At 70.3% G+C, this 21831-nt stretch carries 23 protein-coding genes and 1 tRNA gene; 15 read left to right on the top strand and 9 right to left on the bottom strand.

Annotation, left to right across the window (positions count from 1 at the left end):
- The gene (gene ybaK, locus HW577_RS02500) at positions 1–474 is read left to right on the top strand and encodes a Cys-tRNA(Pro) deacylase (protein WP_198374475.1); all 474 of its coding nucleotides are present in this window, start codon (positions 1–3) and stop codon (positions 472–474) included.
- Between the two features lie 15 nt (positions 475–489).
- Positions 490–837: an arsenate reductase gene (locus HW577_RS02495; RefSeq protein ID WP_198374474.1), complete on the top strand. Its 348-nt coding sequence runs from the start codon at positions 490–492 to the stop codon at positions 835–837.
- Positions 838–899: 62 nt separating this feature from the next.
- Here HW577_RS02495 and HW577_RS02490 read toward each other — a convergent pair whose 3' ends face one another.
- From HW577_RS02490 to HW577_RS02470, 5 genes are read right to left on the bottom strand one after another with little or no spacing between them, the layout of a single operon-like run.
- Positions 900–1358, bottom strand: coding sequence for an SRPBCC family protein (locus tag HW577_RS02490; protein WP_198374473.1), 459 nt, complete (start codon positions 1356–1358; stop codon positions 900–902).
- Positions 1355–1774: a VOC family protein gene (locus HW577_RS02485; RefSeq protein ID WP_198374472.1), complete on the bottom strand. Its 420-nt coding sequence runs from the start codon at positions 1772–1774 to the stop codon at positions 1355–1357. Before HW577_RS02485 ends, HW577_RS02490 begins: the two co-directional genes overlap by 4 nt.
- A 3-nt stretch (positions 1775–1777) precedes the next feature.
- Entirely contained in the window at positions 1778–2131 is a 354-nt protein-coding gene (locus HW577_RS02480) for a DUF1428 domain-containing protein (RefSeq protein WP_198374471.1), read from the bottom strand.
- A gap of 22 nt (positions 2132–2153) precedes the next feature.
- A complete protein-coding gene (locus HW577_RS02475; protein ID WP_198374470.1) occupies positions 2154–2630 on the bottom strand; it encodes a VOC family protein in 477 nt (158 codons plus the stop codon).
- On the bottom strand, positions 2627–3250 hold the full coding sequence (locus HW577_RS02470; RefSeq protein WP_198374469.1) for a TetR/AcrR family transcriptional regulator: 624 nt from the start codon (positions 3248–3250) through the stop codon (positions 2627–2629). Before HW577_RS02470 ends, HW577_RS02475 begins: the two co-directional genes overlap by 4 nt.
- A 162-nt stretch (positions 3251–3412) precedes the next feature.
- On the opposite strand from HW577_RS02470, the gene HW577_RS02465 reads away from it, so the two are divergent.
- The 7 genes from HW577_RS02465 (at position 3413) to HW577_RS02435 (ending at position 11618) form a co-directional block, all read left to right on the top strand.
- Positions 3413–3616 (top strand): hypothetical protein, encoded by a 204-nt coding sequence (locus HW577_RS02465; protein ID WP_198374468.1) that lies wholly within the window; start codon positions 3413–3415, stop codon positions 3614–3616.
- Between the two features lie 70 nt (positions 3617–3686).
- Positions 3687–5255 carry an ABC transporter substrate-binding protein gene (locus HW577_RS02460; RefSeq protein WP_198374467.1) on the top strand — a complete coding sequence of 523 codons (1569 nt, stop codon included), beginning with the start codon at positions 3687–3689 and terminating at the stop codon, positions 5253–5255.
- A 58-nt stretch (positions 5256–5313) separates the two neighbouring features.
- Positions 5314–6594 carry an ArgE/DapE family deacylase gene (locus HW577_RS02455; protein WP_198374466.1) on the top strand — a complete coding sequence of 427 codons (1281 nt, stop codon included), beginning with the start codon at positions 5314–5316 and terminating at the stop codon, positions 6592–6594.
- Entirely contained in the window at positions 6534–7550 is a 1017-nt protein-coding gene (locus HW577_RS02450) for a tripartite tricarboxylate transporter substrate binding protein (protein WP_198374465.1), read from the top strand. The genes HW577_RS02455 and HW577_RS02450 overlap by 61 nt, the downstream gene beginning before the upstream one ends.
- A complete protein-coding gene (locus HW577_RS02445; RefSeq protein ID WP_198374464.1) occupies positions 7547–8785 on the top strand; it encodes a M28 family peptidase in 1239 nt (412 codons plus the stop codon). Before HW577_RS02450 ends, HW577_RS02445 begins: the two co-directional genes overlap by 4 nt.
- A 21-nt stretch (positions 8786–8806) precedes the next feature.
- On the top strand, positions 8807–10501 hold the full coding sequence (locus tag HW577_RS27030; protein WP_198374463.1) for a GMC family oxidoreductase: 1695 nt from the start codon (positions 8807–8809) through the stop codon (positions 10499–10501).
- An 88-nt stretch (positions 10502–10589) separates the two neighbouring features.
- Positions 10590–11618 carry an amino acid ABC transporter substrate-binding protein gene (locus HW577_RS02435; protein WP_198374462.1) on the top strand — a complete coding sequence of 343 codons (1029 nt, stop codon included), beginning with the start codon at positions 10590–10592 and terminating at the stop codon, positions 11616–11618.
- Positions 11619–11749: 131 nt separating this feature from the next.
- On the opposite strand, the gene rpoH is transcribed toward HW577_RS02435, so the two are convergent.
- Complete coding sequence (rpoH, locus tag HW577_RS02430; protein ID WP_198374461.1) at positions 11750–12634, bottom strand: RNA polymerase sigma factor RpoH; 885 nt, start codon at positions 12632–12634, stop codon at positions 11750–11752.
- Positions 12635–12862: 228 nt separating this feature from the next.
- A complete protein-coding gene (locus tag HW577_RS02425) occupies positions 12863–13789 on the bottom strand; it encodes an RluA family pseudouridine synthase (RefSeq protein ID WP_198374483.1) in 927 nt (308 codons plus the stop codon).
- 58 nt (positions 13790–13847) lie between these two features.
- Here HW577_RS02425 and HW577_RS02420 point away from each other — a divergent pair, with 58 nt between their 5' ends.
- The 5 genes from HW577_RS02420 (at position 13848) to HW577_RS02400 (ending at position 15745) form a co-directional block, all read left to right on the top strand.
- Positions 13848–14129, top strand: a complete 282-nt coding sequence (locus HW577_RS02420) for a DUF6476 family protein (RefSeq protein WP_332837356.1) — start codon at positions 13848–13850, stop codon at positions 14127–14129.
- A 6-nt stretch (positions 14130–14135) separates the two neighbouring features.
- Positions 14136–14318: a DUF2256 domain-containing protein gene (locus HW577_RS02415; protein WP_198374460.1), complete on the top strand. Its 183-nt coding sequence runs from the start codon at positions 14136–14138 to the stop codon at positions 14316–14318.
- A gap of 41 nt (positions 14319–14359) precedes the next feature.
- Positions 14360–14435: transfer RNA gene (locus tag HW577_RS02410), tRNA-Glu, on the top strand.
- A gap of 328 nt (positions 14436–14763) precedes the next feature.
- Positions 14764–15042, top strand: coding sequence for a hypothetical protein (locus tag HW577_RS02405; protein WP_198374459.1), 279 nt, complete (start codon positions 14764–14766; stop codon positions 15040–15042).
- Between the two features lie 547 nt (positions 15043–15589).
- On the top strand, positions 15590–15745 hold the full coding sequence (locus HW577_RS02400) for a hypothetical protein (RefSeq protein ID WP_198374458.1): 156 nt from the start codon (positions 15590–15592) through the stop codon (positions 15743–15745).
- Between the two features lie 231 nt (positions 15746–15976).
- On the opposite strand, the gene HW577_RS02395 is transcribed toward HW577_RS02400, so the two are convergent.
- Entirely contained in the window at positions 15977–16759 is a 783-nt protein-coding gene (locus HW577_RS02395) for a hypothetical protein (protein ID WP_198374457.1), read from the bottom strand.
- Positions 16760–17169: 410 nt separating this feature from the next.
- Between HW577_RS02395 and HW577_RS02390 the strand changes: the two genes are divergently transcribed.
- Positions 17170–19611, top strand: a complete 2442-nt coding sequence (locus HW577_RS02390; RefSeq protein WP_198374456.1) for an arylsulfatase — start codon at positions 17170–17172, stop codon at positions 19609–19611.
- A 555-nt stretch (positions 19612–20166) separates the two neighbouring features.
- Here HW577_RS02390 and HW577_RS02385 read toward each other — a convergent pair.
- Positions 20167–21708 (bottom strand): winged helix-turn-helix domain-containing protein, encoded by a 1542-nt coding sequence (locus tag HW577_RS02385; protein WP_198374455.1) that lies wholly within the window; start codon positions 21706–21708, stop codon positions 20167–20169.
- Positions 21709–21831 lie beyond the last annotated feature (123 nt).

Raw genomic sequence — 21831 nt, 5'->3', positions numbered from 1 at the left:
ATGTCGAAGGCGACGCGCGCGACGGTGGCGCTGGCCAAGGCGGGGATCGCCTTCACCGTCCACACCTACGAGTACGATCCGGAGGCGGACAGCATCGGCCTGCAGGCGGCCGCGGCGCTTGGGGAGGATCCGGCCCGCGTGCTCAAGACGCTGATGGCGCTGGTGGACGGCAAGCCGGCCTGCGTGATCCTGCCATCGGACCGGGAGGTCTCGATGAAGCGGCTGGCCGCTGCCTTCGGGGGCAAGGCCGCGCAGATGATGAAGCCGGCGGAGGCCGAGCGCATCGCCGGCTACAAGGTCGGCGGCATCAGCCCGTTCGGCCAGACGCGCCCGGTGCGCACCGCGATCGAGCAGGCGGCGCTGGCGCACGCGCTGGTCTACATGAATGGCGGCCAGCGTGGGTTGCAGGTGCGGCTTGCGCCGCGCGACGCGGTGGCGTTGCTCGGCGCGATCGTCGCGCCCATCGTGGCCTGAACATCGGAGAGAGTCGTGACCATCGTCCTGCATGGCATCCGCAACTGCGACACGATGAAGAAGGCCTTCGCATGGCTGGACGGGCAGGGCCTCGACTGGCGGCTGCACGACTACAAGAAGGAGGGGATCGACCGCGCGCGGCTGGAAGGCTGGGTCGCGAAGCTGGGCTGGGAGGCGCTGCTGAACCGCGCCGGCACGACCTTCCGCAAATTGCCCGATGCGGAGAAGGCGGGGCTCGACGCCGGGAAGGCGGTCGCGCTGATGCTGGCGCAGCCTTCGATGATCAAGCGCCCTGTCGCGGTCGCCGGCGAAGCGCTGCTCGTCGGCTTCGACCCTGCCCGCTGGTCCGCGACGCTGAAGTGATGGGGACCCAGGGGCCCTTCGGCCCCTGGCGGGGGTGAGGGGGGCGGCGCCCCCCTCATGCGTCAGAGCGTCCGCGCCAGCGCCACGAGCTGGTCCGTCGCTGCCTTCCAGCCTTCGTCGAACCCCATGGCGAGGTGCCGGTCACGCGCCGCCTCGTCCGCGTGCAGCACGAGGGCGTGGTAGCGCGTGCCGCCCGCGATGGGCGTGAAGGAGATGATGCCCGTCATGAAGGGCGACGCCGCCGGGCGGAAGCCTTCCGTCAGCGCGTCCGTCCAGACGAGGCGGCGCTGCGGCACCACCTCCAGGTAGCAGCCTCGGCCCGGCATCTCCTCCCCCTCCGGCCCGCGGATGACCGAGTTGAAGCGCCCGCCCGGACGCAGGTCGATCTCCACATCGGTCGCGCGCCAGGGCACGGGGCAGAACCAGCGCTCGATCAGCGCCGGCTCCGTCCAGCACGCCCAGAGCGTCTCCGCCGCGACGTCGATGTCGCGGCGGAGCTCGAGGTCGAGCGCGGGGTTCATGGCGCGCCCTCGACGCCGATCATCCAAAGGACACCGAAGCGGTCCTGCACCATGCCGAAGCAGGGGCTCCAGAAGGTGGCGCCGAGCGGCATGCGGACCTCGCCGCCTTCGGCAAGCGCGGCGAAGTAGTGCCCGGCTTCCACCGCGTCACGGGCGGGAAGCGAGAGGCCGAAGCCCGCGAAGCGCACCGCCTGGCTGCAATGCCCGTCCGAGGCCATGATCTTCGCCTCGCCGATGGTGAATTCCGCGTGCATCACGCGGTCCTCGCTGCCCGGCGGCAGCATGCCGGGCGGTGGCGGGTCGGGCGCGTCGCGGAAGCGCATCAGCGTGCCGGTCCTGGCACCGAGCGCCTTGCCGTAGAAGGCGAGCGCCTCCTCGCAGCGTCCCTCGAAGAACAGGTAGGGGAGGATGGCCATGGCTCAGACCTCCAGCAGCACGGCGAAGCCGCCGAAGATCATGCGCTTGCCGTCGAAGGGCATGGTCGCGGGGTCCATCTTCATGCGCGGATCCTCCATGATCGCCTTCCAGCCGGCGTCGCGCGCCTCCTTCGTCGGCCAGGTCATCCAGGAGAAGACGACGGTCTCGTCCTCCGCCTGCTGCACGGCCATGCGGAAGGAGGTGAGCTTGCCTTCCGGCACGTCGTCCCCCCAGCACTCGACCATGGCGGTCATGCCATGCTCCTTGAGCATCGGCGCCATCTCCTCCGCGTGGCGGCGATATTCTTCCTTCCGCACGGTCGGCACGGCGAGCACGAAGCCGTCGATGTAGGACATGGGGGTTTCCTCCTTCCCGGGATCAGGCGCTTGCGTGCGCGGCTTCGAGCGCGGCCGCGTCGATCTTCACCATGCCCATCAGCGCCTGCATGGTGCGCGCGCGCTGGTCCGGCGTGCCGCTTGTCATCAGGCGGGGCAGGCATTCGGGCACGACCTGCCAGGCGACGCCGTGGCGGTCCTTCAGCCAGCCACAGGCCTGCGGCGTGCCGCCGCCGGCCAGCAGCGCGTCCCAGGCGCCGTCGAGCTCGGCCTGCGTCGCACAGGTCAGGACGACGGAGGTGGCCGCGCTGAAGGCCTCGCCCGGATTGCCGTTCATCAGCAGGAAGGGCGCGCCGGCGATCTCCATCCGCAGGAGCAGCACGGCGCCTTCGGGCAGCGGTCCGTCCGGCGGCGCGCGGACGATGTCGAGCACGCGGCTGCCGGGAATGGCGTCGGCGTAGAAATGCGCTGCCTCCTCGGCCTCCTTCTCGAACCACAGGCAGGTGGCGATCATGCTCATGGCGCCGCGTCTCCGAGGGTTGGGAACAGGAATTCGAGGTAGCGCCGCAGATGCCGGAGCGTGTCGACGGCCAGGTCCGGCCCGCCGGTCGCCTTGGCCATGACGAAGGCGCCCTGGATGACGGCGACGATGTGCAGCGCGAGGCCTTCGGGCGTGAAGCCGGTGACGCCGCGCGCATCCATCGCCGCGGCGATGTCGGTTTCAAGCCGCGCGGCGTGGTGGCGGATGCCGTCCTCGCAGGCGGCGCGGATGGCCGGCCGCGTCGCGAAGCTGTCCTGCACCAGCGCGCCGAGCAGGCAGGTAAAGTGGGCGATGTCGCCGCGCAGGATGGCGATCCGCGCATCAACATAGGCGAGCAGGCGGTCGCGTGGGTCCGCGTGGTCGCGCCAGCCGAGACGGTCGAACAGCGCCTCGAGCCATGTCGAGAAATGCGCCGCGGCGGTGACGGCGAGGTCTTCCTTGCTGCGAAAGTGGTGGAAGAAGGCGCCCTTGGTGACGCCGGCGGCGGCGCAGATGTCGTCGACGGAACTGCCTTCGTAGCCGCGGGTGCGCAGGACGCGCATGGCGGCGTCGAGGATGCGGGCGCGGGCGTCGGGGCGGGGCGTGGCGGTTCGGGACATGGTGCTGTCTGCTCGTGGAAAGCATACCAACCGGTTGGTATGTCCTGCAAGCCTTGAGTCCCCGATCGCCGTTCGGCCAGGTTGACGGTCTTGTCCGTCAGTCTGTGCTTGACGTAGCGGCGCGGGCGCGGAACGCTCACGCGTCGCAGGAGGACCATCGTCATGGCTGAGCGCACGCGTGACCCGGTCAGCATCAAGGGCCAGCTCATCAGCATGAGCATCCTCGGCAGCGCCGTGACGCTCTGCATCTTCCTCGAGAATTTCCGCGTCGCGGCCTGGACGCCCTACATCCTGCACATCATGGGCGGGGCGGTGCTGCTCGCGGTCGCGATCCCGCATTTCTTCTTCCGCCGACCGGTCGACTGACCCTTCGCGCTTGACGCGCCGGCGCCGCGCGCCCGAGGCTTCCCCCCAAGAACAGGGAGAGGGGCTTCCGATGCCGGGTTTCCGCGCGACACTGCTCGCCGCCGCCTTCACGCTTGCCGCCTTGCCGGCCGTCGCGCAGCGAACGCTGACCATCGGCGCCTCCTCCGCGCCCACGGGGATGGACCCGCACTACCACTCGTCCAACATGAACAACGCGCAGCTGCGCCAGGTGTTCGACCTGCTGATCGACCTCGACAGCAGCGGGCGCTTCGTGCCGCGGCTCGCGGAATCCTGGCGCGCGATCGATGACCGCACCTGGGAATTCAAGCTGCGGGAGGGCGTGCGCTTCCACGACGGCACGCCCTTCACGGCCGAGGACGTCGCCTTCTCCTACGCCCGCGTCCCCACCGTGCCGAACAGCCCCGGTCCCTTCACGCCCGCGGTCCGCCTGATCTCCCGCGTCGAGGTGGTGGATCCGCGCACCGTGCGCTTCCACACGCGCGACCCGCACCCCTTCCTCGAGCACGACATCGCGGCGGTCTTCATCCTCTCCCGCACCATCCACGCGACCGCGACGCTCGCCGACTTCAACGGCGGGCGCGCCATGATCGGCACCGGCGCCTATCGCCACGTCTCCTACCAGATCGGGGAGCGGCAGGAGGTCGTGCGCAACCCGGAATTCTGGGGCCCGGCCCAGCCCTGGGAGCGCGTGGTGACGCGCGTCATCTCCAATTCCGGTGCGCGTTCCGCGGCGCTCCTGTCGGGCGACGTGGACGTGATCGATTCCGTCCCCTCGCAGGACGTGCCGCGGCTGGAACGCGAGCCGCGCATCGCGGTCTTCGGCGTGGAGGCCAACACCACCTCCTACCTGTTCCCCGACGCGATGCGAGATGCGACGCCCTTCGCGACCGACAAGCAGGGAAGGCCGCTGCCGCGCAACCCGCTGGCGGACCAGCGCGTGCGCACCGCGCTCTCCCTCGGCATCAACCGACAGGCGATCGTCGAGCGCCTGCTGCAGGGGCAGGGCAGGGCGGCCGACCAGTTCGCCGCGCCGGCGCTGGAGGGGCGTGCGCCCGGCCTGCCGCCGCTTCCCTACGACCCCGAGCGCGCGCGGCGGCTGCTGGCCGAGGCCGGCTACCCCGACGGCTTCCGGCTGACCATCCACGGGCCGAATGGCTGGTTCGCCGGCGATGCGGAGGTGATGCAGGCGATCGCCCAGGGCTGGACGCGCATCGGCATCGAGACACGGGTCGAGATCCTGCCGCCGGCGAACCTGTTCAGCCGCGCGACCAACCGCGAATTCTCGATGTTCATGACGACCTTCACCGCCAATTTCGGCGCCAACATGTTGCGCCAGGTGGTGATGAGCCGGAACCCGGAGGCCGGCACCGGCCCCTTCAACCGCCAGCGCTGGGAAAGCCCGCGCATGGATGCGCTGCTGGCGCAGGCCATGGTCACCATGGACAGGACGCAGCGGGACGCGATCACGGCGGATGCGCATCGCATCGCGGTCGAGGAACTCGGCGTCATCCCGGTGCATTTCCTGCGCCTGACCTGGGCGACGCAGCGCGCCCGCGTGCGCTACGAGCCCGATCCGCGCTGGTACACCAACGCGCTGCTGTCGCACCCCGCGAACTGAGGCTGGCGCGTTCTGGCGAAGGGGCTAGCATCCCCCAGCCACCCCAGGGACGCGACCCATGCCGGACACCGAGGCCCGCAGCCGTATCTTCGCCGCGATCGACGCGGGCTTCGACAAGCAGGTCGCCTTCCTGCAGGACCTTGTGCGCTTCCCCTCGCTCCGCGGGCGGGAAGCGCCGCTGCAGGACTGGTTCGCGCGGCAGATGGCCGCGCGCGGCTACGCGGTGGACCGCTTCACCATCGCGGATGTGCCGGACCATCCGAAGATGGCGCCGATGGTCGACGTCGATCCCGCCGGCAGCGTGCAGGTGGTCGCGACCCATCGCGCGGCGAACCCCACCGGGCGCAGCCTGATCCTGCAGGGCCATATCGACGTGGTGCCGGAAGGCCCGCACGAGATGTGGACCCACCCGCCCTACTCGGCGACGATCCGCGACGGCTGGATGTACGGCCGCGGCGCGCATGACATGAAGTCGGGCGTGTCCTGCATGGTCTTCGCGATGGACGCAATCCGCGCGGCCGGCCTCGAGCCCGCCGCCGATGTCTATCTCCAGACCGTGACGGAGGAGGAGAGCACCGGCAACGGCGCGCTCGCCGCCCTGCTGCGCGGCTATCGCGCGGAAGCGGCGCTGGTGCCGGAACCGACCGGCCACACCATCACCCGCACCCAGACCGGCACCATCTGGTTCCGCCTGCGCGTGCGCGGGGTGCCGGTGCATGTCGCGGTGGCGCAGGACGGCACCAACGCCATCATGTCGGCCTATGCGCTGATCAACGCGCTGTACGAGCACACCCGCACGCTGAACGCGGCGGCGCGGTCCAACCCCTGGTATGCGGACATCAAGGACCCGATCAAGTTCAACCCCGGCATCATCCGCGGCGGCGACTGGGCGTCGAGCACGCCGGCCTGGTGCGAGGTGGATTGCCGCATCGGCCTCGTGCCCGGCACGACGCCCGAGGAAGCGATGGCCGGCATCGAGGCCTGCGTGAAGGCCGCCGCCCGCGGCGACGCCTTCATGGCGAACAACCCGCCCGACATCGTCTGGACCGGCTTCCAGACCGACCCCTATGTGCTGGAACCGGGCAGCGAGGCGGAAGCCGTGCTCGCCGCCGCCCATGCCAGCGTGCATGGCGGCGCCATGCCGGAACGCCGCACCACGGCGGTGAACGACACGCGCTACTACGGGCTCTATTTCGGCTTTCCGGGCCTCTGCTACGGTCCGAAGGGGGAAGTGGCGCACGGCTTCGACGAACGCACCTCGATCGAGGATCTCCGCACATGCACGAGGACCATCGCGACCTTCATCGCCGACTGGTGCGGGCTCCGTCCCCGCGCCTGAGGCGGCGCGCGCTGCTGGGCGTGGCCGGCGCCGCGCTCGCGGCACCCGCGCTGGCGCAGTCGGACTGGCCGAGCCGGTCGATCCGCCTGATCGTGCCCTTCGCGCCGGGCGGGTCCTCGGACGTGCTGGCGCGGCTGATCCAGCCGGGGCTTGGCGCCGCGCTCGGCCAGTCGGTCATCGTCGAGAACCGCTCCGGTGCGGGCTCCATGCTGGGGACGGAAGCGGTCGCGCGCAGCGCGCCCGATGGCTACACCTTCCTGCTGGCAGACCTGCCCTACGCCATCGTGCCCGCCCTGCAGGCGCGCATGCCCTATGATGTCGAGAAGGACCTCGTGCCGGTCGTGATGGTCGGCGCGGCGCCGCTGCTGATCTTCGGCCATCCCTCGCTGCCCGCGCGCAACGCGGCGGAATTCGCGGCGCTCGCGCGCGCGCGGCCGGGGCACTACACCTACGGCTCGGGCGGCGTCGGCGCGGCCTCGCACATGATGGGCGAGCTGTTCCAGATCGCCACCAACACGCAGCTGACCCATGTGCCCTATCGCGGCGGCGGGCCGGCGATCCAGGACCTCGCCGCGGGCAACCTCAACACCGTCTTCGTCACCGTCGCCTCCGCCGCGCCGCAACTCGCCTCGGGACAGATCCGCGGCCTTGGCGTGATGGCGGAACAGCGGATGCGCAGCCACCCCGACATACCGACCTTCCGCGAACAGGGCATCGACCTGGTGGCGGAGCATTGGTGGGGGCTGCTCGCCCCCGCGCGCACGCCGGAGCCCATCATCCAGCGCGTCGCCGCCGCCATGCCGGGGGTGCTCGGCACGCCGGAGATGGGCCCGCGGCTGGAGGCGCTCGCCGTCATCCCGCGCAGCGACGGGCCCGGCCCCTTCGCGGAGCGCATCCGCCAGGACATCCGCCGCTACGGGGAGATCGCGCGGAGCCGCGGCATCACCGCGCAGTGACGCTCGAGGCCTTCCTGGGCGCCGTCGCGGCCGATGCCGCGCTGGCGTCGGACTTCGCCGCGATCTGCGACACCGGCGGGCGGTTGCAGGGCACGGAAAGCGCCGCGCGCGGTTTTTCGCTGATGCATGACCGCATGGCGGCGATCGGCCCCGTGGCGGATGAGCCCGTGCCCTATGCCGGCTGGCGCTGCCATGAGGCACGCGTGACGGACCTTGCGAGCGGGCGGGACTTGGCCTGCGCGCCGCTGCTCGGCGCCGCGACGACGCCGCCGGGCGGCATCGTGCTGGATGCACTCGATTGCGGCCGTGGCGCGCCCGGCGCCTATGCCGATGCGGCGGGCCGTGCCGTGCTGGCGCGTCACGAATATCCCTTCGCCGCCTGGACGGTGCATCGCCGGCTGAAGCTGGCGGCGGCGACGGAAGCGGGGGCGGGCGCCTTCCTCATCGTGCAGCCGGAACCGGGCGTCGGGCCGGTCTCGGGCTCCTCCGGCCGCAATGGCGGGGCGGGCATTCCCGCGCTCGGCATCAGCGCGGAGGCCGGCGCGCTGCTGGCCGAGGGGCGGCGCGTGCGCATTACGCTGGCCGGCGAGGACATGGCCGCGACGACGCCGACGCTGCTGCTCGACCTGCCGGGGCGGGGGCCCGATCGCGTGATGCTCTCGGCGCATCTCGACGGGCATCCGCTGGGGGAGAGCGCGATCGACAATGCGACCGGCCTGGCCGCGGCGCTCTGCCTCGCCCGCGCGGCGGCGCGCTTCGTCGAGGGCTGCCCGCGCGGCCTGACGCTCTGCATCTTCGGGGCGGAGGAATGGGCGCTGTCGGGCTCGCGCGCCTGGCTCGCCGCAATGCCCGCGGCACGGCGCGTGCGCATGGCGGTGAACATCAACCTCGATTCCATCGCCGGCGGGCCGCGCCTTACGGCGCTGACGAGCGGCTTCGCGGCGCTCGGCCCCTTCCTGCGGGACGCGGCGGCGCAGGCGGGGCTGCCGCTTGGCGTCCACCTGCCGCTAATGAGCAATTCGGACCATGCGAATTTCGCCGCGCACGGCATCCCGGCCGCGCGGCTCGTGGCCGGATTCGACGAACCTGGCAGCGCGCTGCGCTACCTGCTGACGGCGGGCGACACCCGCGCCATCGTGCCGGCGCAGGAGTTGAAGGGTGCGACCATCACGGCCGCCGCCCTGCTCTGGGCCGCGCTGACCGCGCCGGACGAGGCGATCGCCGCGCTGCGCTGAAGAACGAGGAAGGGAAGACGCGTGTACGACTTCATCATCGTCGGCGGTGGGTCCGCCGGCTCCGTGCTGGCGCATCGCCTGTCGACGCCATCGGCCAACAAGGTGCTGCTCTGCGAGGCCGGGCCCGACACGCCGCCCGGCAAGGAACCGGCGACGATCCTCGATACCTATCCGGGGCAGGCCTATTTCGACCCGCGCTTCCACTGGACGGAACTGAAGGTCCGCACCCAGGTCGTCTCGCACAACAACCCGTCGGAGAAGCCGCCGCTGCGGAAGTACGAGCAGGCGCGCGTGCTGGGCGGCGGGTCCTCGATCAACGGGCAGATGGCCAATCGCGGCGCGCCGCACGACTACGACGAATGGGAACAGCGCGGCGCGGCCGGGTGGAACTGGGACGCGGTGCTGCCCTATTTCAAGAAGGTCGAGCGCGATCTCGACTTCGACAATGAATGGCATGGGCGGGACGGGCGCATTCCCGTCCGCCGCGTGCCGGAATCCGAATGGCCCGCGCATGCCAGGGCCGCGGTGGAAGCCTTCCACCAGGCGGGCTTCAAGCGGCTCGAGGACCAGAACGGCGCCTTCGAGGACGGGTACTTCCCGATCACGGTGAACGTGACGGAAACGCGCGTCTCCGCCGCCATCGGCTACCTCGATGCCGACACCCGCAAGCGCCCGAACCTGACGATCTCCACCGACACGCAGGTGATGTCGTTGGTCTTCGAGGGCGCGCGCTGCGTCGGCGTGCGCGCGCTGGTGGCGGGACAGGAACAGGAGTTCCGCGCGCGCGAGGTCATCCTGTGCACCGGCGCCATCCATTCGCCCGCGCACCTGATGCGCGCGGGCATCGGGCCGGCGGCGCAGCTCAAGGACCTCGGCATCGAGGTGCGCGCCGACCTGCCGGGGGTGGGGCAGGGGCTGATGGACCACCCGGCCATCTCGCTGTCCTGCTTCATCCGGCCGGAGGCACGGCTGAACCGCACGAAGTTGCGCCGGCACATCCTGGCCGGGCTGCGTTTCTCCTCGGGCATCGAGGGTGCCCCGGCGGGCGACATGTTCATGGCGGTGGCGAGCAAGTCTGCCTGGCACGCGGTGGGGGAGCAGGTCGGCTCCATGCTGACCTGGGTGAACAAGACCTATTCCCAGCGCGGCCAGGTGCGGCTCGCCTCGACCGATTGGCGGGCGCATCCGGAGGTGGAGTTCAACCTCCTGTCGGACCGCCGCGACCTCGAGCGGCTGATGATCGGCTTCCGGCTGGCCGCGGCGCTGAACCTGAGCCCGCCGCTCGCCGCCGTCACGGCCGACCCTTTTCCCGCCGCCTATTCCGACCGGGTGCGCCGCATCGGCGTGGTCAACACGAAGAACCGCGTGCTGACCTCTATCATCGCGAGGTTCCTCGACGGGCCGGGCTTCCTGCGATCGGCCTTCATCGACCGCTTCGTCATCGAGGGCTTCCGCTTCCGCGAGGTGATGGAGGATGAGGAGGCGCTGGAAGCCTTCATCCGCAAGGCGACGATCGGTGTCTGGCACGCCTCCTGTTCCTGCCGCATGGGGGCGGAGGGGGATCCGATGACGGTCGTGGACCCGGCGGGCCGGGTGCGCGGGGTCGCCGGCCTGCGGGTGGTCGATGCCTCGGTCTTCCCCGTGGTGCCATCCGCCAACACCAATTTCCCGACGCTGATGGTGGCCGAGAAGATGGCGGCGTCCATCCTCGGCTGACCCCCCTGGCGGGGGCCGTTTCGGACGGGCATGCTTCCGCCCCTGCCGCCCGGTGCGGGGCGGCACGTGGGAACATGGGAGACAGCGAATGAGCAAACTCGGCACCCGCATCGCGGGTGTGGCCGCTGCGGCGGTCATGGCCTTCGCCGGCCAGGCGGTCGCGCAGTCGGCGCCGGACACGGTCGCGGCGATCCGCGCCCGTGGCACGCTGGTGTGCGGCGTGGCGATCAACTCGGCGGGCTTCGCGCTGCCCGACAGTCGCGGCGAGTTCCGGGGCCTCGACGTCGACACCTGCCGCGCCGTCGCCGCCGCCATCCTGGGCGATGCGACGAAGGTGCGCTTCGCGCCGAACACGACCGTCCAGCGCTTCCCCATGCTGCAGTCGGGCGAGATCGACATCCTGGTGCGGAACACCACTTGGACGCTGGGGCGCGAATCCTCGCTCGGCCTCGCCTTCGCGGGCATCAACTTCTATGACGGCCAGGGCTTCATGGTGCGCCGCAGCGCGGGCGTCACCTCCGCCCGCCAGCTTGATGGCGCGACCGTCTGCGTGCAGCCCGGCACCACGACGGAACTGAACCTCGCCGACTACTTCCGCACCAACCGGATGCGCTTCACGCCGGTGGTCATCGAGAGCGTCGAGGAGATCCGCGCGGCCTTCGTCTCCGGCCGCTGCGACGCCTACACGAACGATGCCTCCTCGCTCGCCTCCTTCCGCGCGACGCAGCAGGACCCGAATTCCTTCCTGCTGCTGCCCGAGTTGATCTCCAAGGAGCCGCTCGGCCCCGTGGTGCGCAAGGGCGACTGGCGCTTCTTCGACATCGTGCGCTGGAGCCTGTTCGCGCAGATCGCCGCCGAGGAACTCGGCGTGACCAGCGCGAATGTCGAGGAGATGCAGCGGACCAGCAGCAATCCGGACATCCAGCGCCTGCTGGGCCGCACGGGTGACCTCGGGCGGTCGATGGGCCTGGACAACGACTGGGCGGTGCGGATCATCCGCCAGGTCGGCAACTACGGCGAGATGTATGAGCGCAACATCACGCCGATCGGTATTCCGCGCGGCGTCAACAACCTCTGGAACAATGGCGGGCTGCACTACGCGCCGCCGATCCGCTGACGCGCGGCGATCCTTCGTGGGATGGGGAAGGGGACGGCGACGTCCCCTTCTTCATGTCAGGGGGCGGGCAATGAAAAGGGCGGCAGGATCACCCTGCCGCCCTTCCTGGGATCAGGCCCGCGGTGCGCCGTTCAGCCGACGCTGAGGCGCCGTTCCGTCACCTGCTGCTTCATGGACTTCTGCAGCTTCTCGAAGGCGCGCACCTCGATCTGGCGGACACGCTCGCGGCTGATGCCGTATTGCTGCGAGAGTTCCTCGAGCGTCGTCGGCTCCTCCTTGAGCCGGCGCTCGATCAGGATGTGGCGCTCGCGCTCGTTCAGCGTCTTGAGCGCGCCGTTCAGCAGGTCGCGGCGGTTGGACATGTCCTCCCGCTCGGCGAGGGCGGATTCCTGGCTCTCGCCGTCATCGACCAGCCAATCCTGCCACTCGCCCTCGCTGTCGGCGCGGACGGGCGCGTTCAGGCTGTGGTCGGGGCTGGCGAGCCGGCGGTTCATGTTGATCACGTCCTGCTCCGGCACCGCCAGGGCATGGGCGATCTTGGCCACCTGCTCGTCCTTGAGGTCGCCTTCCTCGAGCGCGGACATTTGGGCCTTGAGCCTGCGCAGGTTGAAGAACAGCTTCTTCTGCGCCGCCGTGGTGCCCATCTTCACGAGCGACCAGGAGTGCAGGATGTATTCCTGGATCGCGGCGCGGATCCACCACATGGCGTAGGTGGCAAGGCGGAAGCCGCGCTCCGGGTCGAAGCGCTTGACCGCCTGCATCATCCCGACATTGCCCTCGGAGATCAGCTCGCCCACCGGCAGGCCATAGCCGCGGTAGCCCATCGCGATCTTGGCGACGAGGCGCAAATGGGACGTGACGAGCTTGTGTGCGGCCCGCTCATCCCCATTTTCCTTCCAGCGGCGAGCGAGGGAGAGCTCCTCCTCCGGCGAAAGCATCGGGAACTTGCGGATATCCTGCAGATAGCGCGAGAGGTTGCCCTCAGTCGCCATCGGGATGGCCATGCTGGAAGCCATGGTTCACCTGCCTCCTGGGCCGGGCGGACTCCCCGTGACGGCGGGGCCCGCGAGCGGCCAAAAGCCTCGGTTATTGTCGCCTTCCTCAGGGCCCTGACCCGGGCCGTCCGCCCCGGTCACGTCGGGGCCGGCCGGACGGGGCGCTTGCTGGCACCCTTCGGAATCCGACACCCAGTTTCTAGCCGCCGCCGCGCTGCGGCGCAAGAAAAACCGACCGCAATAGTCGGGTTACGGCCTGTTACCGTCCAGCAACAGGAGCAGCCCTTCCATGTCCGGCGGCATCGGACTTTCGAAGTTCAGCGCCTGCCCGGTTACGGGATGGTTGAAGCCTAGACTTGCCGCGTGCAGCGCCTGGCGGGGGAAGGCCAGCAGCGCGTCGCGCGCCTCGGCCGGCAGCAGGCGCGCGGCCGCCGGCGTGCGGCGCAGATAGACCGGGTCGCCCACCAGCGGGTGGCCGATATGGGCCATGTGGACGCGGATCTGGTGCGTCCGGCCGGTCAGCAGCCGGCATTCGACAAGGGCCGCGGCCGCCCCCCAGGCGCGCCTGACGGCATAGCGCGTGGTCGCCGGCTTGCCGCCGCGCTCGACCACGGCCATGCGCTTGCGGTCGGCCGGATGCCGCCCGATCGGGGCCGAGACCTCGCCGGCCAGCGGTTCCGGCAACCCCCAGCAGAGCGCGAGATAGGCGCGGTCGAGGTCGCGCGCCGCGAAGGCATCCGACAGCACGCGGTGGGCGCGTTCCGTCTTCGCCACGACCATGACGCCGGAGGTGTCCTTGTCGAGGCGGTGGACGATCCCCGGCCGCATCTCCCCGCCGATGCCCGAGAGCTCGTCGCCGGCATGGGCCAGCACGGCATTGACCAGCGTGCCGTCCGGATTGCCCGGCGCCGGATGCACCACAAGGCCCGCCGGCTTGTCGAGAACGATGAGGTCCCGGTCCTCGAACAGGATGGTGAGCGGGATGGCCTGGGCCTGCGGCGTCGCGGGAAGGGGCGGGGGAACCTGCAGCGTGTAGCGCGCGCCGGCGCGCACCGCCTCGGACGGATCGGTCAGCGGCGCGCCGTCGCGGAAGGCGTGGCCGGCTTCCATCAGCGCCTTGACCCGGGAGCGGGAGAGCGAACCTATGGCGTCCGCGAGGAAGCGGTCGGCGCGCATGCCGGCGGCCTCGGGCGGCGCGACGGCGTCGAGGCGTTCGGGTTCGGGAGAAGATGGCGTGGCGGCGCTCAAGGCTCTGGTTATCGGTATGGGGGTGCTGATTGTCGCGGGCACCGTGACGCTGGTGGTCCTCCTCGTCCAGCGGGCAGGCGCGCCGGCGCGCGGCGGGGCGGTCGCCGCGGTTGCCCTGGGGGAGCCCGCGGGGACGCGGATCGGAGGGATCGCGATGACCGATCGTGCGCTCGCGATCTGGGTGGTGCGGCCCGAGGGCGGGGATCGCGTGATCATGGTCGATCCCGGCAGCGGGCGGCGTACCGGCGAGATCCGGCTGAGCGAGTGAGGCGCCATGGCGCATCGCAAGCCGCATCTGCCCGAGAAGATCTGCGCTGCCTGCGCCCGGCCCTTCGCCTGGCGGAAGAAATGGGCGCCGGTGTGGGAGGAGGTGCGGTTCTGCTCCGACGCCTGCCGGGACGGCCGCCGGGACGCCGCGCGCGCGGCCTGCGGGGCGGCGCGCAAGAAGGGCGCTTGATCCGGCCGGGCGGCGGGGCTAGAAGCGCGCCTCCGGCCAGGGTCCCATTCGTCTAGAGGCCTAGGACACCGCCCTCTCACGGCGGCAACAGGGGTTCGAATCCCCTATGGGACGCCAATCTTTTCCACGTTCTGGTCGAAATCGCCTACTTGGGCTGCCTACTTCGGCGGTCGAAGGGGACGGGCCGCGCCCACCCCGGGCGCTTGTCGAGCGCGGAGCCATTGCAGCGCGCTTTACGTTTTCGTGAGAACCGTCGCAGGTGTCCTGCGTGTTGTCGGGCGGCGCCCTTTCCCTACGCAGCCAATCCAGGCGCCCACGTCCGGGGCCGTCCCGGCGCTCGTCCTGTCCCCTGTCCTACGCTGGCCCGCACCCTTCCCAACCCGCTTGGTTCAAGGACGCGGGGTTCCCTGCCCATCGTGGTCGCGCGCGTCCCGGTGGGCGGGGCGTGACGGCGCGGACGATCCGGGAGGACATGGCGATGGCGCAGGTGGTGACGGCGGACTTCGGGGCGTCACGGGCGGAACGGGACGCCCGGGCGCGGCTGGACGCGGTGGCGGCGGCGCTGGATCAGGCCGGCGTGCCGGGCGCGGAGGCGGTGCGGCGAATCGACGCGGGAGCGATGCTCGCCGCCGGCTGGTCGCCCATTGAGATTGGCGCGCTCGCTCGCCGCGACGCGCTCGGGGTCGGCGTGGTCGAGGACGGTGGGCGCCTCGTCCTAGCGTAGCGCGCCCTCGCTCGCGCCACGGTCGGGGCGCCGGTGTGGCGGGTGCTGCGGATGGCTGCTGCGCGGCATAGCGCCGGCCAGGCGATACTTGGCAGGGGCGCACCCTTCGGACGGGAGTGCTCTAGCCGCGAGGCAGGGGCGATGCGGCGCGGGCGGCAGGGGGTGCAGGCGGGCGACCCGGCGCCAGCGGGCGCGGCCCACCACCCCACCCCGACCCCCCGGCGCTAGCCGCTCGTGCGCGTCGCGTCCTTTAGCCGACGCGCCGAGAACGTTTTCCGTGTCTGGACTTTTCCCGCGCCGTTAATCTCGCGCAAGCGCGTCAGCGGAACCACGACCGGCGCCCGCTCGGCTTGGCCGCCGGTGTCGGCGGTGCACCCGGGGCCGCCGCCGGGATGGGCGGTTCGGGCGGGACTTCGCCCAACCACCACGAGACTTCACGGCGCGCGCGCTGATCATACCCCTGGATCCGCGCTCGGATGCAGCGAGGCAGCGTTACGTCGGCACCGACCAATGCGCGGCCAGCCGTCAAGAGCGCCGTGACAGCCTGATGGCTTTGGCGACCATCGAGCGGGACCGGTCGAACTTCGTCGAGGCCGAATGCCTGGCTGCCGAGGCCGCCGCGATCAACCCCACCGATCGCGAGGCAGCCGCCCTGCTCGCGCAGCTCCGCTCGCTGCGCCAGCGCATGCCTGGGCTGCGCTAGGCAGCTGCGGTTGCCAACACCGCCGTTCGGACTCCGCGGCACTCGCAGGACGGCGCCCCCACGCGGGCCTGTAGGCTTGCGCTGACGAAGTGCCTGCGTCCGCAGGCTGCGCAGTGCGCGCTGCCAACACACCGCCACGACGGTCGCGCTTGTGGCGGAGCGGGCGAAGTATCGTGCCTTGCCAGTGCTGCTTCGACCGGGGACCCGAAAGGCAGCCCCGGCCCGACGGCGTCAGAAACGCCAGCTCGCGCCGATGATCGGGCCACCCATGTCGAGCGCGACGTTGTTGCTGCCCTTGTCGTAGTCGATGTGGATCCAGCGGAAGCCGGCCGAGACGCTGATGCTCTCGGTCACCTGGTAGTCGACGGTCCCGAAGGCCTGCCAAGTGAATTCAGACCCGACGCCGAAGCCGCCGATGTCGCCATAGGCGGTCACCGAGAAGCGATCGCTGAGGCGCAGCACGCCGCGCGCGCTGATAACCGGGTCCACCCAGCTGGTCGATGCGTTCTGGGTGCGCCCCGGCAGGCGGCCGGCGTCGAGCGTGAGCTCGGTGTCGAACCACCAGCCGCGTATGCCGCCGCCGAGCTCGACCCGCCCGGCCGATCCATCCGCCACGGTGTAGAGGCCGATGGCGGAGACCTCGACGGATTGCGTGCGCGCGCTGCCGCCGCTGTAGGCACCCAGGCCCGGCACGGGCACGCCCTGCTGGAGGTTGAGGTACATGATGTCGGTGACGATGCTGAAATTGCCGCGCCGCGCTTCCGCGAGGCCCATGTAGGAGAACTTCATCGTCCCGAAGATGTCGCCAAAATCGGCCGTGAAGCTCTCGCCGCCATGCGGCCCGGTCACCTCACCGCCCAGGCCCGAGAACCACACATAGGGGGAGAGCGTGAAGGTCCACGCATCACTGGGCGGCGGGGTGCCCTGCGCCGCGGCGGGGTTCGCCATCAGCGCGAGGCCCGCGAGCGCGCCGGCCATGGCGCCCTTCGTCCCGATGCGAATCTTCGTCGTCATTTTGCACCCTTTACCGTTGTCGTCGCGCGGCCCGGATCAAGCGAGCCGTCGGAACTGCTCCTTGCGCGCCGATACGCCGCGAAGGCCGGCCATGCGCAGGCGCGGGCGCCTGCGCCGGGATGCCAGGCCGAATCGTGCCGTCGCCAAGGGAACCCGTCCATCATACAGATCGAATATGGTTCATGCGCCGGCCGCACGCGTTGATCCACGTCAATGCCGCGCCCGGTCACGGGCCGCAAAATCCTGAATAAGCTGATGATTCGCGCCGTGGCGGGAACGATCTGCGCAGACTGAGGAAACAGGTCATGACGCTCGGATCTTCGGGGAAACCTCGTTCGCAGCCCGGGGCGATTCACCACGCGGCATGCGACGAGGGGATGCGGGCGCGGAGCGCCGCCACGACCCTGTGCGTGAGGCTGCCGCGCGCATCCGCGACGCGCCTCGCGGGCGCGCTCGCGCTCATGCTCGGGCTGTGGTCGATGCAGCCCGCGGTCGCGCAGGAGCTGCGCGGCACGCCGGGCTCCGCCACCGCGGTCGAATTCCCCAATGCGCGCATCCTGCCGCAGCCGCCCGCGCCCTTCGCCGGGACCATCAGCCCCGCGGCGCGCGACAGCACGCCGGCCTGGCCACCGACGCTCGGCGCGCCCGAGGGCGCCCCCAATGTCCTGCTGATCATCACCGACGATGTCGGCTTCGGCGCGCCCTCGACCTTCGGCGGCGTCATCCCGACACCGACGCTCGATGGCGTGGCGGCGTCAGGGCTGCGCTACACGCAGTTCCACACCACGGCGCTGTGTTCACCGACGCGGGCTTCGCTGCTGACCGGACGCAACCCGCATTCGGTCGGCTTCGGCGCTGTCGCGGAACTCTCGACCGGATTTCCCGGCTACAACGCGATCATCGGCGCCGACACCGCGACGATCGCGCAGACACTGCGCCAGAACGGCTATTCGACCGCCTGGTACGGCAAGAACCACAATACGCCGCCCTGGGAGATCAGCCCCGCCGGGCCGTTCGACCGCTGGCCCACGGGCCTCGGCTTCGATGTCTTCTACGGCTTCATGGGCGGCGAGACGAACCAGTGGGAGCCGGGCAACCTGTTCCACAACACCACGCGCATCCTGCCGCACGAGGTACGGCACGGCTGGAACCTCACCACCGCCATGGCCGACGAAGCCATCGAGCGCATCCGCGAACTGCACGAGGTCGCGCCAGGCCGCCCGTGGTTCATCCACTACGCGCCAGGCGGCGCGCATGCGCCCCACCATCCCACACCCGAATGGATCGCCCGCTTCCGCGGCCAGTTCGACGAGGGCTGGGAGGTGATCCGCGAGCGCATCTTCGCGAACCAGCAGCGGCGCGGCGTGCTGCCGCCCAATGCCGTGCTGCCGCCCTGGCCGGACACGCTGCCGCGCTGGTCGAGCCTGTCGGCCGATCAGCGGCGGCTCTACGCACGGCAGGCGGAGGTCTTCGCCGCCTACCTCGCCTATACCGACCACGAGATCGGCCGCGTCATCCAGGCGGTGCGCGATGCCGGGCAGATCGACAACACGCTGATCATCTACATAAGCGGCGACAATGGCGGCAGCGCTGAAGGCCAGGTGCACGGCACGCCGAACGAGTTCGCCTTCTTCAACGGCGTCGCGATCCCGGTCGAGCAGCAATTGCCCGTCATCGACGAATGGGGCGGGCCCGCCACCTATCCGAACCTCGCGGTCGGCTGGACCTGGGCCTTCGGCACGCCCTACCAGTGGACCAAGCAGGTCGCGTCGCATTTCGGCGGCACGCGTAACGGCATGGCGATCTCCTGGCCGCGGCGCATCACGGATCGAGGCGGCATTCGCCATCAGTTCCACCACGTGATCGACATCGCGCCGACCATCCTTGAGGCGATTGGCATCCCCGAGCCGCGCATGGTCAACGGCGTGGCGCAGCGCCCGATCGAAGGCATCAGCATGGGCTACACCTTCGACGCCGCGAACGCACAGGCGGCCTCGCGCCGGCGCACGCAGCACTTCGAGATGCTTGGCCATCGCGGCATCTATCATGATGGCTGGTACGCCAATACGACGCCGCCCACGCTGCCCTGGCAGACCTCGGGCCACGCGCCGGAGGATGTCGTCAATGGCTATGCCTGGGAGCTCTACAACCTTGCCGAGGATCCGACGCAGACCCGGAATCTCGCGGCGCAATTCCCGGACCGGCTGCGCGACCTGCAGCAGCTCTTCCTGGTCGAGGCGGCGCGCTACCGCGTCCTGCCGCTCGATAATTCGAGCCTGCCGCGGCTGATCGCGCAGCGGCCCGGCCCCTCGGCCGGGCGGGACGAATTCATCTACCGCGGGAGTGGGATCAGTCTCCTGGCGAGCGTGGCGCCGTCGCTGCTGAACCGCGCTTATCGCCTGGTGGCCGAGATCGAGGTGCCGGCGGGCGGCGCCGATGGCGTGATCGCGACGCATGGCGGGCGCTTCGCGGGCTGGGGCCTCTATCTGCTCGGCAGCCGGCCGGTCTTCACCTGGAACCTGCTCGACATGGAGCGGGTGCGGTGGGAGGCGCCGGCCGCGCTCCCGCCGGGGCGCCACACCATCGCCTTCGACTTCCAGCCTGAGGCATCCGGCGCGCCGGTGGGGCGTGGTGGAATGGGCATCCTGTCCGTCAACGGCCAGGTGGTATCGCGGCAGGCGATGGCGCGGACGCTGCCCTTCGCCGTGCAGAGCGACGAGACCTTCGATGTCGGACGGGACACCGGATCGTCGGTCGACGACCGGGACTATCGGACGCCTTTCGCCTTTGGCGGGCGCCTGGAACGGTTGGTGGTAACGCTGGGCGATTCCACCTTACCAAGGAATCGGTGACGCGCGCACAGACGGCGTTAGCCGTGCTGTCCCGGATGTGACAGCGGGCATTGCCGTAGCGGCCGCGAGTGCCTGGTATGCACCATGCGGCCCGCCTCCAAGGTGAGAATCTCCAGGCAAGTAGTACGCGAACCAGAGCCAAAGCCTGCTACCCTTAAACCGACCTTTTACCTGGGTTTTTGCGTTCCGTACTAAATCGGCCAAGTCAGGAGGTCCGGAGAGATTTGGCCTGGAGAGAGCGAATTTCGGCCCTCTCCGCGCCGGGCCAGTCAACAGGTCTGCCCCGAAAACCCCAGGAAAGCTCCCACTCAGCGCGGCACTCAGTCAGGCGGAGAGCGCGGCTCGTATGGGAACTGGCGGAGGGAACGCACCCGGATTCGGACCATCGTAACTCGGCGACTCCGATCAGGACAACGTGCCCCACGAAATAACGCCAGTCTAAACGTCAGGCGCCTTGCAACATGCATGTCAGGCGCGTCTCGACAGTCCGCCCCTCCTTGTAGATGGATATTCACCCGCCTCACTCACCGGTCGAGCTTTGCGGGGCACGACGCACTATTCAGGAATTCCCGCAGCAACCAGCGCACCGATGAGCTTCTCGCGGAACGCCGTGTCGCGATACTGACGGATATGCGCGCGGGCAGTGGGGAACAAGGCCAGCATCCGTGCCGCTGCCGCACGGCCAGCGTCCTCGCGGCCCAACAGCCAATTCGCAATGATGACGTAGCGGTGGCCCGGCGAATGATACGGCGCGACCTGCACCGAGCGCTCCGCCCATTCGAGCGCGCTCGCGTAGTCGCCGAATGCGACATGGACAGATGAGAGGCCCGCGTACGTTCTTTCGATCGTGGGATCTAGCGGGCTGAGCCGGAGAGCGTGCTGGAACGCCTCCAGCGCGACCCGCGGCTCGCTATTGAAATTGTAGACCCATCCGGCACAGGCGGCGATGACGGCCGAGTTCGGGTTCAGCACCTGAGCCCGCGCTGCTGCTGCCCGCGCGGTGGAATGATCGGCGCCATAGAAGGCGAGAGCGTGGGCCGCCAGGGCAAGGGCGAGGGGATCGTCCCAGGTGCTCGCAACCGCCGCGCGCGCACATCGGGCGCCTTCCTCCTGGATCGCCTCGTCGGCCCAGGTGTTCACCGTCATGAAGGCCGTCATGTTCGCCAACTGCGCTTTGCCCAGGGCGAACTCGGGATCGAGTTGGACGGCCTCGCGGAGCAGACACAGCGCCTTCTCGTTGCCCTCCCTCATCTGGGTGCGCTGCCAATACATCGCCTGGAGCAGCAGGTCGTAGGCGGTCAGGCTGCCGGTCGGCTTGGTCTGCGCGCGCCGGATCTCCGCGTGCTGCAGGCTCGGCTCGATGGCGCCCGCGACGGCCTCGGCGACCCGGTCCTGCAGCTCGAAGATGTCGTCCAGCGTGCTGTCGAACCGCTCGGCCCAGAGCTGGTGACCGGTCTCGGCGTCGATCAGCTGACAGGCGATGCGCACCCGGCCCGCCGCGCGGCGCACGCTGCCTTCCAGCACGTAGCGCACGCCGAGGTCGCGCCCGACTTGGCGCGGGTCCACGGCGCGGCCCTTGTAGGTGAAGCTCGAATTGCGAGCGATCACGTAGAACCAGCGCGCACGGGAGAGCTGAGTGATCAGCTCGTCGGTGATGCCGTCGGAGAAATACTCCTGTTCGGCATCGCTGCTGAGATTGGCGAAGGGCAGCACCGCGAGCGCCGGGCGATCGAGCGGCGTTATGGCCGGCGCCGCGGCCGGCGGCGGCGGGGCCGGCTCGGCCGTAGTTTCCAGCAGGTAGCCGCGGCGGGGGACCGAGCGCAGCACCCGCCCTTCCTCGTCGCCGATGGCGCGCCGCGCCGTGCGCACTGCCTGGACGAGGCTGTCCTCGGTGACATGCACGCCCGGCCAGACAGCATCGAGCAGCGCGTCCTTGCTCAGCGTCCGGCCGGGGTTGCGGGCGAGTAGCACGAGCAGGTCGAAGGGCTTGGGGGCCAGCGCGATCTCGGCGCCGTCGGCACCACGCAGGCAGCCGCGCGCGGTGTCCAGCGTCACCCCGCCAATACGCAGGGCCGGTCCTCCCTTCGCCTCGTCCATGGCGCTCCGGGCCGATCAATGCGTCACCAGGAAAGCATACGTCAGGCATCGGCGCGAGATCAGCGTGCGTTCAGGACGCGGACGGGGGCTGAGGGCGATGGTGGGCCCACGGACGGCAGCCCG

This window comes from Neoroseomonas rubea (genome assembly GCF_016106015.1).
GTDB classification, from domain to species: Bacteria; Pseudomonadota; Alphaproteobacteria; order Acetobacterales; family Acetobacteraceae; genus Neoroseomonas; species Neoroseomonas rubea.
This window is presented reverse-complemented; position numbering and strand designations above follow the sequence as displayed.